The sequence below is a fragment of the Lelliottia sp. WB101 genome (genome assembly GCF_003051885.1).
In the GTDB taxonomy this organism is placed as follows: domain Bacteria; phylum Pseudomonadota; class Gammaproteobacteria; order Enterobacterales; family Enterobacteriaceae; genus Enterobacter; species Enterobacter nimipressuralis.
In genome coordinates this window covers 3,285,877-3,299,372 of sequence record NZ_CP028520.1, presented here as the reverse complement: position 1 = coordinate 3,299,372, position 13,496 = coordinate 3,285,877, and the positions used below count along the sequence as shown (strand labels likewise).

Annotated in this window: 12 protein-coding genes and 1 pseudogene; 10 read left to right on the top strand and 3 right to left on the bottom strand. The window is 56.9% G+C overall.

Annotated elements, in window-relative coordinates; genetic code table 11:
• The first annotated feature begins 101 nt into the window (after positions 1-101).
• Complete coding sequence (locus DAI21_RS15910; protein WP_100780200.1) at positions 102-974, top strand: helix-turn-helix transcriptional regulator; 873 nt, start codon at positions 102-104, stop codon at positions 972-974.
• On the opposite strand, the gene DAI21_RS15905 is transcribed toward DAI21_RS15910, so the two are convergent.
• Entirely contained in the window at positions 954-2,141 is a 1,188-nt protein-coding gene (locus DAI21_RS15905) for a benzoate/H(+) symporter BenE family transporter (RefSeq protein ID WP_370447049.1), read from the bottom strand. The two genes, DAI21_RS15910 and DAI21_RS15905, sit on opposite strands and share 21 nt — an antisense overlap.
• Before the next feature lie 70 nt (positions 2,142-2,211).
• Between DAI21_RS15905 and DAI21_RS15900 the strand changes: the two genes are divergently transcribed.
• Positions 2,212-2,739, top strand: coding sequence for a helix-turn-helix domain-containing protein (locus DAI21_RS15900; RefSeq protein ID WP_107703591.1), 528 nt, complete (start codon positions 2,212-2,214; stop codon positions 2,737-2,739).
• Between the two features lie 80 nt (positions 2,740-2,819).
• Positions 2,820-4,784, top strand: a complete 1,965-nt coding sequence (locus DAI21_RS15895; protein ID WP_107703590.1) for a U32 family peptidase — start codon at positions 2,820-2,822, stop codon at positions 4,782-4,784.
• On the opposite strand, the gene DAI21_RS15890 is transcribed toward DAI21_RS15895, so the two are convergent.
• Positions 4,785-5,015 (bottom strand): DUF2554 family protein, encoded by a 231-nt coding sequence (locus DAI21_RS15890; protein WP_102103699.1) that lies wholly within the window; start codon positions 5,013-5,015, stop codon positions 4,785-4,787.
• A 240-nt stretch (positions 5,016-5,255) separates the two neighbouring features.
• Between DAI21_RS15890 and DAI21_RS15885 the strand changes: the two genes are divergently transcribed.
• A complete protein-coding gene (locus DAI21_RS15885) occupies positions 5,256-5,639 on the top strand; it encodes a hypothetical protein (protein ID WP_107704272.1) in 384 nt (127 codons plus the stop codon).
• Positions 5,640-5,801: 162 nt separating this feature from the next.
• Here the strand turns inward: DAI21_RS15885 and ftrA are convergent, their stop codons facing one another.
• Positions 5,802-6,818, bottom strand: a complete 1,017-nt coding sequence (ftrA, locus tag DAI21_RS15880; RefSeq protein ID WP_107704271.1) for a transcriptional regulator FtrA — start codon at positions 6,816-6,818, stop codon at positions 5,802-5,804.
• A gap of 73 nt (positions 6,819-6,891) precedes the next feature.
• Here ftrA and DAI21_RS15875 point away from each other — a divergent pair, with 73 nt between their 5' ends.
• The 6 genes and pseudogenes from DAI21_RS15875 (at position 6,892) to urtD (ending at position 13,496) form a co-directional block, all read left to right on the top strand.
• On the top strand, positions 6,892-7,290 hold the full coding sequence (locus tag DAI21_RS15875) for a rhodanese-like domain-containing protein (protein ID WP_100780195.1): 399 nt from the start codon (positions 6,892-6,894) through the stop codon (positions 7,288-7,290).
• A 160-nt stretch (positions 7,291-7,450) separates the two neighbouring features.
• Positions 7,451-8,554 (top strand): cobalamin-independent methionine synthase II family protein, encoded by a 1,104-nt coding sequence (locus DAI21_RS15870; RefSeq protein ID WP_107703589.1) that lies wholly within the window; start codon positions 7,451-7,453, stop codon positions 8,552-8,554.
• Between the two features lie 203 nt (positions 8,555-8,757).
• Positions 8,758-10,029: an urea ABC transporter substrate-binding protein gene (gene urtA, locus DAI21_RS15865; RefSeq protein WP_100780193.1), complete on the top strand. Its 1,272-nt coding sequence runs from the start codon at positions 8,758-8,760 to the stop codon at positions 10,027-10,029.
• Between the two features lie 23 nt (positions 10,030-10,052).
• A pseudogene (urtB, locus tag DAI21_RS15860) lies at positions 10,053-11,626 on the top strand (urea ABC transporter permease subunit UrtB).
• Entirely contained in the window at positions 11,626-12,699 is a 1,074-nt protein-coding gene (gene urtC, locus DAI21_RS15855; protein WP_107703588.1) for an urea ABC transporter permease subunit UrtC, read from the top strand. The pseudogene urtB and the gene urtC overlap by 1 nt, the downstream one beginning before the upstream one ends.
• Positions 12,699-13,496, top strand: coding sequence for an urea ABC transporter ATP-binding protein UrtD (gene urtD / locus DAI21_RS15850; RefSeq protein WP_107703587.1), 798 nt, complete (start codon positions 12,699-12,701; stop codon positions 13,494-13,496). Before urtC ends, urtD begins: the two co-directional genes overlap by 1 nt.

Here is a 13,496-nt window from a genome sequence, read left to right as displayed (position 1 = left end):
CGGCTCACTTGCAAATTCTTGCGCTTTTTTGTTTCCCCATGACTGGTATCGCGGGGCAACACTTCTTAGACTGTCGATCTGTTTACTTGTCAGTTACGGTTATGTCTCACGCTTACGACACCTTTGAAACCCTTCGCCAACAGAACGCCGTGCTGCGGGAGACGGTTGCCCTCAATTCGGGCATCCAGCTGGCGGCGTGGTACAACAAGCACGATACGGTGACGGTAAAAAGTAACCACCACACCCTGAGCCTGTATGTGGCGGACGGCTACGAGAGTTACCACAAAACGGCCAGCGGCTGGAAAAACGGCGGCGGGCCGGACCGTTTTTGCCTGATGCCAAAAGAGAGCGAGTCGAGCTGGGACATCCGCGACGATTTATCCTTTGTGCATCTCTACTGCACTGACGAGCACCTGCGCGAACTGGGGGAGAAGATCTGGGATAAAAGCCCGGCGGCGATCGCGCTGGATGAAAAAACCTTCGCCAGCGATCCTAAAATCGCGATGCTTTATCGCCAGTTTTTGCTCGGCTGCGACTGGCAGCAGCAGGCCAACCAGCTGACGCTCAGCACCGCCAGCACCTTGTTGTTGACCCATTTGATCCAGAACTATTCCAGCGTGCAGTGGAAGCTGCCCGTCGTCACGGGCGGCCTGTCGCCGTACGTGCTGCGCAACGTACTGGAGTATGTGAATAACCATCTCTCCCAGGCGTTAACGCTGGCTGAACTGGCTGCGGTAGCGGCGTTGAGCGAATACCACTTTGCCCGCATGTTCCGCCAGTCGATGAATATGGCGCCGCATCAGTACGTCATGCAGCAGCGTATGGAAAAGGCGAAGAATCTGGTGCAGTTCACTCAGCAACCTTTGACCGACATCGCGCTGGCCTGCGGGTTTAGCTCGGCCAGCCATTTCAGCAATCGCTTTAAAGCGACCCTCGGATTAACCCCCTCGCAGCTACGCGCGGCGAAAGCGTGATAACACGACAAAACAGATCCCACCCGCGATAAGCCCCCAGAACGCCGACCCAATCCCGAGCAGTGTTACACCGCTGGCGGTCACCAGAAAAGTGACGATGGCCGCATCGCGCTCCGCCTCATGCTGCAACGCCTGATACAGACTGCCACTGATGGTGCCCAGTAACGCCAGCCCGGCCAGCGTCTGGATCCAGCTGAGCGGCAGCGCCGCCATCAGCGCGGTAATCGATCCGCCGAAAATGCCTGCCAGCAGATAAAACACGCCTGCCGCCGCCGCGGCCAGCCAGCGCTTGTTGGCGTCCGGATGCGCGTCCGGGCTTTGACAAATGGCGGCGGTGATCGCCGCGATGCAGATGGAAAAGACGCCAAACGGCGAGAACAGCAGGGCCAGTGCGCCGGTGAAAATGATCAGCGGCGAAACCGCGACCGGATATCCGGAGGCTTTCATGGTGGCGAAACCCGGCGCGTTTTGCGACGCCATGGTCACGAGAAAGAAAGGCAAGCCGATGCTGACGAGCGTGGTGAAGGTAAACTTCGGCGCGATAAATTCCGGAAGCACCACGCGAAAAGCAAGATTATCCGTGACAACGTCACCTCCCGCCCAGGCAGCCATGCTTCCGACCAGCAGTGTGGTGACAATGGCATAGCGCGGCGCGAAGGCTTTTGCGATAAGCCACGCCAGCAGCATGCTTCCACACAGCAGAAAATGGCCCTCAAGATGACTGAACGCCTGCAGGCCAAAGCGCAGCAGCACACCTGCGAGCATCGCCGCCGCGAGAGTATGTGGGATAATTTTCATCAGCCGGGCGAACAGACCCGTCACGCCGCAAAGCAGAATTAGCGCGTTAGCGAAGATAAAAATGCCGATGGTTTCGGCAAGGGTGACGCCCTGCAGGCTGGTCGCCAGCAGCGCCGCGCCAGGCGTGGACCAGGCGGTAAGCACCGGCGATTTGTACCACAGGGAGAGGGCGAGCGTGCTTACCCCCATCCCGATGCCGAGTGCGGTCATCCAGCCTGCAATCTGTTGGGGCGTGGCGCCCGCTGCGGCCGCAGCCTGCCAGATGATAGCGGCAGAGCTGGCGTAGCCCACCAGCACGGCGACGAAACCGGCCAGCACCGCCGGAAAAAGTGAGGAGGAAGGGCGCATAAAGACTCCATTGTGCGTTATAGCGTCCGTGGGAATGTAGCACTGTGCGCTATAGCGTACAAGTGGTACACTCCCGGCAACGGGAGGATCTATGAATATCACTGAACATCTGGCGTCAACGCTGAAAAACGAGCGTCAGGCGCGTGGCTGGAGTTTGTCGAAGCTGGCGGACGAGACAGGCGTATCGAAAGCGATGCTCGGGCAAATCGAGCGCAACGAGTCCAGCCCGACGGTTTCGACCCTGTGGAAAATCGCCACCGGCCTGAACGTCCCTTTCTCCGCCTTTATTACACCGGAAACGCACCCGCAGCCCGTCTTTGACCCGCAGCAGCAGGCGATGGTGGTCAAGCCGCTTTTCCCGTGGGACGAAACGCTAAAGTTTGACCATTTTTCGATCACCCTGGCGCCGGGCGCACTCAGTGAATCGACGCCGCACGAAGCGGGTGTGATTGAACATGTGGTGGTGATCAGTGGCGAACTGGAGATGTGTATCGACGGTATCTGGCGCACGATTTTACCCGATTCCGGCGTGCGTTTTGCGGGCGATAAACCCCATGCCTACCGCAATAGCAGCGGGCAGACCGTGCACTTTCATTCGTTGATACATTATCCCCGCTAAAGGTACGCAAAACGGTTTCGCTGTCGTAGACTTCTGACTACAATAGCCGCCATTTTGACCATAACGGATAACGACGAAGTATGCGCCTGCAATCCCATCATCTTGAACTCTTAAGCCCGGCCCGTGACGCCTCCATCGCGCGTGAGGCGATCCTGCACGGTGCGGACGCGGTCTATATCGGCGGCCCGGGCTTTGGCGCTCGCCATAATGCCAGCAACAGCCTGCGCGATATCGCCGAGCTGGTGCCGTTTGCCCACCGTTTCGGTGCCAAAGTGTTCGTGACCCTGAACACCATTCTTCATGATGATGAACTTGAGCCTGCCCAGCGTCTGATTACCGATCTGTACCAGACCGGCGTTGATGCCCTGATCGTGCAGGACATGGGTGTGCTTGAGCTGGACATACCGCCGATTGAGCTGCATGCCAGCACTCAGTGCGATATCCGCACGGTTGAAAAAGCGAAGTTTCTCTCTGACGTCGGTTTTACCCAGATCGTGCTGGCGCGCGAACTGAATCTGAACCAGATCCGCGATATTCACCAGGCCACCGACGCCACCATTGAATTCTTCATTCACGGCGCGCTGTGCGTGGCCTATTCCGGCCAGTGCAACATTTCCCACGCGCAGACCGGGCGCAGCGCGAACCGCGGTGACTGCTCTCAGGCGTGCCGTCTGCCGTACACCCTGAAAGACGATCAGGGCCGCGTAGTGGCATTCGAAAAACACCTTCTGTCGATGAAAGATAACGACCAGACCGCCAACCTGGCGGCGCTGATCGACGCTGGTGTGCGCTCCTTCAAAATTGAAGGGCGCTACAAAGACATGAGCTACGTGAAAAATATCACCGCGCACTACCGCCAGATGCTGGATGCCATCATTGACGATCGCGGCGATCTGGCGCGCGCGTCTGCCGGGCGTACCGAGCATTTCTTTATCCCGTCGACGGATAAAACCTTCCACCGTGGCAGCACAGACTACTTCGTGAATGCGCGAAAAGGCGATATCGGCGCGTTCGATTCACCGAAATTTATCGGTCTGCCGGTGGGAGAAGTGCTAAAAGTCGCGAAAGATCATCTCGACGTGAAAGTGACCGAAACGCTCGCCAACGGCGACGGTCTGAATGTGATGATCAAACGTGAAATTGTTGGTTTCCGCGCTAATACGGTGGAGAAAACCGGCGAAAATCAGTATCGCGTCTGGCCAAATGAAATGCCTGCCGATCTCTACAAAGCCCGTCCTAATGCGGCGCTCAATCGCAACCTGGACCACAACTGGCAGCAGGCGCTGCTGAAAACCTCCAGCGAACGTCGCATCGCCGTGGATATCGAACTGGGCGGCTGGGAAGAGCAGCTGATCCTGACCATGACCAGCGAAGATGGCGTGAGCGTGACCCATACTCTGGACGGTCAGTTTGAAGAGGCGAATAACGCCGAAAAAGCGCTGAACAGCCTGAAAGAGGGCGTGGCGAAGCTCGGGCAGACAATCTACTACGCGCGGGATATTCAGGTGAACCTGCCCTCCGCGCTGTTTGTCCCGAACAGCCTGTTGAACGCGTTCCGTCGCGAAACGGCAGAGATGCTGGATGACGCGCGTCTGGCAAACTATCCGCGCGGCAGCCGTAAAGCGGTTTCTGTGCCTGCGCCGGTCTATCCGGACACCCATCTGTCGTTCCTTGCTAACGTCTACAACCACAAAGCGCGGGCGTTCTACCATCGCTATGGCGTACAGCTGATCGACGCGGCCTATGAAGCGCATGAAGAGAAGGGCGATGTGCCGGTGATGATCACTAAACACTGCCTGCGCTTCGCCTTTAACCTGTGTCCGAAACAGGCGAAAGGCAGCATCAAAAGCTGGAAAGCAACGCCAATGCAGCTGGTGAACGGAGACGAAGTGTTAACGCTGAAATTTGACTGCCGTCCGTGTGAAATGCACGTCATTGGTAAGATGAAAAATCACATCTTTAAGATGCCACAGCCGGGTAGCGTGGTGGCATCTGTCAGCCCGGAAGATCTGATGAAAACCCTGCCGAAGCGTAAAGGGATTTAATCAGCGAAAATGGGTCTCCGGTTTGCGCGATTTTTGCCAGTGATGGTGCTCGCGCAAACCCTCCGCAGACTCCTCCGCCACATACCGCAGTTCGTCGCTGTCCGCGCTATGACGCAACTGATGGTCGGCATTCTGTACCAACAGATATTCATGGCCTTTATGCCCCGCCATTAACTGACCCGAAAACAACGCGCAGGTCAGCAGTACGATTGATAAACACGTTTTAACCATTTCATCACCACCGCGTAATATTTGCGGCTACTATGCCAATAGTTGCGTCGGGTTATTATTCGGATATTCAAACTAACGAAAAGAGTTTGTCAGTTTTTACAACTGGTTTGTGTCAAGTCTAATAAAAGACCTGACCTTTAAAGGGTATTTTAGCGAGGTGATGCCCTCTGAATAATAGGCGCTAGAAGATTGAGAAGAATCCGATATAATAATGTTTTGACTATGGACCAGGTCGATCAAATGACAAAAGCATTCTCTCTTTCCGCCTTCGGTATTGCTGTCGCAATTGTTGGCGCTGCCTATATGGGTTACGCGCACTTCCACGATAAACCCGATTATCTGCAAGCTGCTGAAACCCGAGTCAGTTCATATCTCACCAGCGATTATGGCCGCGTATCCTGCAACAGCACGCAGGTGAAGGGCCAGCAGTGGCATTTGGAATGCCACAACATAGCGAAAAGCAAAAACTTCGAATACGCTGTCTATCCCGCTGATCAGGCACCCTATGGCGTATCACGCGCATTTTACCTTGAAGCGGTTAACGATAACGCCATTCAAAGCGCCAGCCAGGGGCTGATGAAGTATCTGCAAATCAGTACAGCGGCGAATAATGCCCAGTCGTGATAATGCCGGATGACGTTTGTTTAATATTCGTTTATGTCGCGAATGGTAGTTTATTGTGCGATCCGCTACCGGTTATGGAATACCGGACGTAGATACCAAAATACAAATCTATCCATGCAAGCATTTACCGCCAGATTATGGCGGTTTTTTTTTGCGTTAAATTCAGCGAATATCTGCATGACACTGGCGGGATAAATACTCTTTTCTGTATTGCGCAGGCGAAAGATCATACTGCTGGCGAAAATGGTGGCGCAGGGTGGCGGAATGGCCGAAACCGGTTTGCTCTGCGATGCTGTCGATACTTAAGCGGCTATTTTCCAGAAACTCCTTTGCCCGCAGCAGCCGTTCATTCAGCAGCCAGCGCGCAGGCGTGGTTCCCGTGGCATTCGCAAAACGGCGCAAAAAGGTACGCTCACTCATTCCCACACGACGCGCCAGGGAACTCACGCTGTGGTTCACCGTCAGCTGCTGATGCAGAAAATCAAACAGCTGTCCGAATCGCTGGCTCTCCCGCAATACCGCGACCGGACGGCTCACCTGCTGCGTTTGTGCACCATCGCGATGCGGCTGAATCACCAGACGGTGCGCCACGCGGTTCGCGGCGTCCATCCCATAATCACGCCGGACGACGTGCAGGCACAGATCGATTCCGGCGGCGCTGCCCGCCGAGGTGAGAATTGTCCCTTCGTCCTGGTAAAGCACATCTTCAATCACCTCAATTGCCGGAAAGCGCGTTTTCAGTGTCTCTGTATAGCGCCAGTGCGTGGTGGCTTTTCGCCCGTCAAGTACGCCCGCTGCGGCCAGCACGAACACGCCGGAACAGATTGAGAGCAGATGGCAACCGCGCGCGTGGGCACGGAGAAGCGCCTCGCACAGTGCGGGCGGAACGGTTTCCTCTACACCGCGCCAGCCGGGAACGATAATCAGGTCTGCCTGCTCCAGAAGTGTTAAATCACCGTCTGCCACCATTCTGATCCCGCCCGTTGCCCGCAGCTCGCCTTGCTCCACGGAAGCCACGCTAAACCGATACCAGTCATCGCCCATTTCCGGGCGCGGCAGGCCGAAAATCTCGACCGCCACGCCAAACTCGAAAGTACACAGACCGTCGTACGCCAGAGCAACCACCCGCGGGCGCGGGACCTGTCGTAAGTTTGTCATCATTTTGCTGTTTTCTGGCATAACCGCAGGCATTCACTGACTCAATTTTTGGATAACGTACTGTTAACACAAACGCCATACAGGAGAAAGTACCATGAGTTATGTCACTGAGTTTCCCGCCGCCGACCCACAAGAGTCTGTCGCCCATTTTCTGCGCCGTCTGAGCGTGGAAACAGACTGCGCCGACGTGCATCACGCCATAGCCCATCACCAGCAGGATTTTGTACTGCTGCACGTCGTGGGCCGCCCGGAGCAATTTGCCCGCCGTCATCTGCCTGGGGCGATCCATTTGCCCTGGTCGGCGATGAACGCCGAAACCATGGCGCAGTGGCCGCAGGATACCCTGTTTGTGGTGTACTGCGCCGGACCGCACTGCAACGGCGCAGACCGGGCGGCGCTGAAGCTTTCCCGTCTCGGCTTGCCGGTCAAAATCATGATCGGCGGCATTACAGGTTGGGAAGATGAAAACTTCGCCTTTGCCACGGATGATTGACCCGAAGATGAAAAAAATTCATCTGCCATGAAATTTTCTCGTTTGCTGCAACGCAGGGGTTATGACATCTTTTTGGACATATAGCCATCCAGAAGTCTAAAAGTTCAATTACTGAATTATCACTGTTGGCAATCAATTGCCGGCAGCAAAGGAGAGAATCATGCAACGACAACACGCCCCGTACCGTGCAGATGTGGTAGGCAGTTTTTTACGTCCCGATGCGATTAAAGAGGCGCGAGCGAAATTCGCCAGCGGTGAGATTGACGCCGGTCAGCTGCGTGCCGTTGAAAACGACGCCATCCGTCAGGTGGTGGAGCAGCAGTGCGCCTGCGGCCTGCACGTGGTGACAGACGGTGAGTTTCGTCGCGCCTGGTGGCACTTTGATTTCTTCGACGGTTTACAGGGCGTGGAACGCTATGATTCGAACCAGGGCATCCAGTTTAACGGCGTGCAGACCAAGGCCCACGGCGTGCGCGTTACCGGCAAACTGGGCTTTGGCGACCATCCGATGCTGGAAGATTTCCGCTATCTGAAAAGCATCAGCGGCAACGTCCAGCCGAAAATGACCATTCCAAGCCCGAGCGTGCTGCATTTCCGTGGCGGGCGTAAAGATATCGACGCGACGGTTTACCCGGAACTGGACGCCTATTTCGACGATCTGGCGACCACCTGGCGTGATGCGATCCATGCATTTTATGAAGCGGGCTGCCGGTATCTGCAGCTGGACGACACGGTCTGGGCCTATCTCTGTTCTGAAGATCAGCGCCGCCAGATCAAAGAGCGTGGTGACGATGCGGATCAACTGGCCCGTACCTATGCCCGCGTGCTGAACAAAGCGCTGGAAGGCAAACCGGATGATTTGACGATCGGTCTGCATGTCTGTCGCGGTAATTTCCGCTCCACCTGGATCTCCGAAGGCGGTTATGAGCCGGTGGCCGAAGTGCTGTTTGGTTCCGTCAACGTGGACGCGTTCTTCCTCGAATATGACAACGACCGCAGCGGTGATTTCGCGCCGTTACGCTTTGTTCGTCCCGGCAAGCAGCAGGTGGTGCTGGGCCTGATCACCACCAAAAATGGCGAACTGGAAAACCCGGAAGGGGTAAAAGCGCGCCTGGAAGAGGCGGCGCAATACGTGGCAAAAGAGCAGATTTGCCTCAGCCCGCAGTGCGGTTTTGCCTCGACCGAAGAGGGCAACACCCTGACGGAAACCCAGCAGTGGGACAAAGTGCGTCTGGTGACGCAGATCGCTGACGAAGTCTGGTAATTCTTCGGGCACAGCATTGCACTTTATTAATGCAGCGCTGTGCCATTCTGAGTCGTTTCCCGCCGTTTACTGCCTTTACTCCCCTGAAATTCCGCGATTTTCCATCCTGGCATCCTTTTTGCTCTCCTGAAAATGACACGTTTGATTCTGCGTCCAGATAGTACCGGACGTTTTCGCACAGCTTGTTTTTCAGGAGTGAAAATATGCACCGTCGTACCTTAATCAAAGCTTTCGCACTGTCTGCTTCCGTTGTCGCAATGGGGATGAGTTTCGGCGTGCAGGCTGCCGATACGATTAAAATCGGGATCATGCACTCGCTCTCCGGCACGATGGCGATCTCAGAGACGCCGCTGAAAGACGTGGCGCTGATGACCATTGATGAAATCAACGCCAAAGGCGGCGTGCTGGGTAAAAAGCTCGAACCGGTGGTGGTAGACCCGGCCTCGAACTGGCCGCTGTTTGCGGAAAAAGCGCGTCAGCTGTTAAGCCAGGATAAAGTCGCAGCGGTCTTTGGCTGCTGGACTTCTGTATCGCGCAAATCGGTATTACCGGTCTTCGAGGAGCTGAACGGGCTGCTGTTCTATCCGGTGCAGTATGAGGGCGAAGAGATGTCGCCAAACGTGTTTTATACCGGTGCGGCACCCAACCAGCAGGCCATTCCGGCTGTCGAGTATCTGATGGGTGAGGATGGCGGGAGTGCGAAACGCTTCTTCCTGCTGGGGACCGACTACGTTTACCCACGCACCACCAACAAAATCCTGCGCGCTTTCCTGCATTCCAAAGGGGTTCAGGATAAAGACATTGAAGAGGTCTACACCCCGTTTGGTCACAGCGATTACCAGACTATCGTCGCCAATATCAAGAAATTCTCCGCTGGCGGCAAAACGGCGGTGGTCTCCACCATCAACGGCGACTCCAACGTTCCATTCTATAAAGAGCTGGCAAACCAGGGCGTGAAAGCGACGGATGTGCCGGTGGTGGCGTTCTCCGTGGGTGAAGAGGAGCTGCGCGGCATCGACGCTAAACCACTTGTCGGCAACCTTGCCGCCTGGAACTACTTCGAGTCTGTCGATAACCCGACCAACCAGACGTTCGTCGCTGCTTATAAAGCCTACGCCAAAGCGCACAAACTGCCGAACGCCGATACGGTAGTGACTAACGATCCGATGGAAGCCACCTACGTGGGCATTCATATGTGGGCGCAGGCCGTGGAGAAAGCCGGAACCACCGACGTGGACAAAGTGCGTGCCGCCATGGCCGGGCAATCCTTCAAAGCGCCGTCGGGCTTTACGCTGACCATGGATGAAACCAACCACCATCTGCATAAGCCGGTGATGATTGGCGAAATCGAAGGCGATGGCCAGTTTAACGTCGTCTGGCAGACTGATAAAACCGTCCGCGCTCAGCCGTGGAGCCCGTTCATTCAGGGCAATGATAAAAAGCCCGACCAGCCGATGAAAACCGCCAGTAACTAAGCCTAATCGCACGGAGAAAAGCCATGAGCGTAATGCGAATGTTCGTCGCAATAGTCTGGCTTGCCGGTCTGCTGCCAGGGATGGCGCAGGCGTCGGATGCGGACAACTTTGTCGCCGCAAGCCGCAGCCAGCAAACCGCACTGCTGGAACACTGGGCCGTCGCGCCGGATGTCAAACGCCTGCCGCTGTTGCAGGCCCTACAGAAAGAGAACCTGTTTGCTGACGGGCAGAAGCACGCTTTTGCCCGCGTCAACGGCGAGATGGTCGCGCTGGGGGAGGCGTCGACGGTGGCGGGTGAGCCGAAAGCGGTCCGTCTGACCAACCGCCTGCGGGTGTTGGCGTCGACGGCACTGTCCACGCACCTGCTCGCCAGTGACAACGTCACGCAAAGAGCACGTGCCGCGCTTCAGTTGCAGCGCGATGCCACGCCGGACATGCTGAATATGTTGCAGCAACGTCTGCTCGTCGAGAAGGATGACGGCGTGCATCAGGCGCTGGAAGTGGCGCTGGCAAATCTCCAGCTGGTCAGCCCGCAGGCGGAGGTGCGTTTGCAGGCGGTTGAGCTGCTGGGGCACTCAGCCGATCCGGAAACCCAGACCCGTCTGTTGCCTTATACCCAGCTCCAAACGGAACCCGACGCCCGCGTGCGCGAGGCGGCGGAAAACAGCCTGAGCAAAATTCAGCATCGTCTGCTGATAAGCGATCTGCTGGGGCAGGCCTTTATGGGGTTGTCGCTGGGGTCCGTACTGCTGCTGGCGGCGCTGGGACTTGCGATCACCTACGGCTTGCTGGGGGTGATCAATATGGCGCACGGCGAAATGTTGATGCTGGGCGCCTACTGCACGTGGATGGTTCAGCAAATGATGGCGCAGTTTATGCCCCAGTGGCTGGCATTTTACCCGGTGGTGGCGCTGCCGGTGGCCTTCCTGGTGACTGCCGGGATCGGTATGGCGCTGGAGCGCACGATTATCCGTCATCTCTACGGTCGACCGCTGGAAACGCTGCTCGCGACCTGGGGTATCAGCCTGATGATTATCCAGATTGTGCGCATGACCTTTGGCGCGCAGAACCTGGAAGTGGCTAACCCGGCGTGGCTGTCGGGGGCGTGCAGGTGTTTGCCAATCTGATCCTGCCGTGGAACCGTCTGGTGGTGCTGGGATTTGTGCTGCTGGTCCTGTTCTTCACCTGGCTTATCCTCAACAAAACCCGCCTGGGGCTAAACGTGCGGGCGGTGACGCAAAACCGCAGTATGGCTGCCTGCTGCGGGGTGCCGACCGGGCGCGTCGATATGCTGGCGTTTGGTCTGGGATCGGGGATCGCGGGATTGGGAGGCGTGGCGCTGTCGCAGCTCGGTAACGTCGGGCCGGAACTCGGACAGGGTTACATCATCGATTCGTTCCTCGTGGTGGTGCTGGGCGGTGTCGGCCAGCTGGCAGGCAGCGTGGCCGCGGCATTTGGCCTCGGGATCTTCAACAAAATTCTTGAACCGCAAATGGGTGCCGTGCTCGGCAAAATCCTGATTCTGGTGGCGATCATTCTGTTTATTCAGAAACGTCCTCAGGGGTTGTTTGCACTTAAAGGGAGGGTGACAGACTGATGAGCCAGCCGCTGACGTTAACCCTGGCGCGAAAAGCGCCACGCTTTATCCCGCTTTTTGGCAGCCTGATGCTTGCCATTTTGCTGGTCCTGCCGTTTCTGGCGCTGCTGCCGGCCAGCCATCCGCTGGCGGTCTCGACCTGGATGCTGACGCTTGTCGGGAAGATCCTCTGCTATGCGATCGTTGCCGTCGCCCTCGACCTGGTCTGGGGTTATGCCGGAATGCTGTCTCTGGGGCACGGTATTTTCTTTGCTCTCGGCGGGTATGCGATGGGGATGTACCTGATGCGTCAGGCGTCGGGCGAAAGCCTCCCGGCGTTTATGTCGTTTCTCTCCTGGAGCGAACTGCCGTGGTTCTGGTGGGGCACACAGCATTTTGCCTGGGCGATGCTGCTGGTGGTGATGATCCCCGGCCTGCTGGCGCTGATCTTCGGCTGGTTTGCCTTTCGCTCAAAAATCAAAGGGGTCTATTTTTCGATCATGACCCAGGCGCTGACCTACGCAGGTATGCTCCTGTTCTTTCGCAATGAAACCGGCTTTGGTGGCAACAATGGCTTTACCGGTTTTACCACGCTGCTGGGCTTTTCGGTGACGGCAACCACCACGCGTATCGCCCTGTTCCTGGCGACCGTTGCCCTGCTGGTGGCCTCGCTTGCCATCGGTTTTGCGCTGGCGAAAAGCAAATTTGGCCGCATCCTGACGGCGGTGCGCGATGCGGAAAACCGCCTGACGTTTTGCGGCTACGATCCGCGTGGTTTCAAACTGCTGGTCTGGACGCTTTCGGCGGTGCTGTGTGGGCTTGCCGGGGCGCTTTACGTTCCGCAGGTGGGGATTATCAATCCCGGCGAAATGTCGCCAACTAACTCTATTGAAGCCGCCATTTGGGTGGCTCTCGGTGGGCGAGGAACGCTGGTCGGCCCGGTGATTGGCGCGGCGCTGGTCAACGGTGCGAAAAGCTATTTCACCGTGGCGATGCCGGAATACTGGCAGCTGTTTCTCGGCGGAATTTTTATCGCCGTCACGCTCTTTTTACCGCGCGGCGTCTACGGGCTTTTTCGTAAGGGAGAGAAATAATGCAGCCAGCCGAAGGACTCTTTACCCGGCAGTTGCCCGGCGACCGCTTTCGCGATCAGACTGACCCGGTGCTCCAGCTGGAGTCGATTAACGTCAATTTCGACGGTTTTCAGGCGCTGACGGATCTGTCGCTCAACATTGGCGTGGGTGAATTGCGCTGCGTCATTGGGCCTAACGGCGCGGGGAAAACCACGCTGATGGACGTGATTACAGGCAAAACGCGGCCACAAAGCGGGCGGGCGATTTACGATCAGTCGATAGATTTAACGGGTCTCGATCCGGCGGCGATTGCACGTCAGGGGATCGGGCGCAAATTCCAGAAACCGACCGTGTTCGAAGCCCTGACGGTGTGGGAAAACCTGGAGCTGGCAATGAAAGGCGACAAATCCGTGTGGGCCAGCCTGCGCGCGCGTTTGACGTCAGAGCAGAGCGACCGTATCCACGAGATGTTAACGCTGCTGCGCCTGAGCGCCGAGCGCGACCGGCGCGCCGGGATGCTCTCTCACGGGCAAAAGCAGTTTCTGGAAATCGGCATGCTGCTGGTACAGGAGCCGCACTTGCTGCTGCTCGATGAGCCTGCCGCCGGGATGACGGATGCAGAAACCGAATATTCAGCAGAGCTGTTTCGCACGCTTGCCGGGAAACACTCCCTGATGGTGGTCGAGCACGACATGGGCTTTGTTGAAACCATCGCCGATCACGTCACCGTTCTGCATCAGGGGCGAGTGCTGGCGGAAGGCTCGCTGCGTGAGGTGCAGGCCAACGAGCAGGTGATTGAAGTCTATCTGGGACGCTAA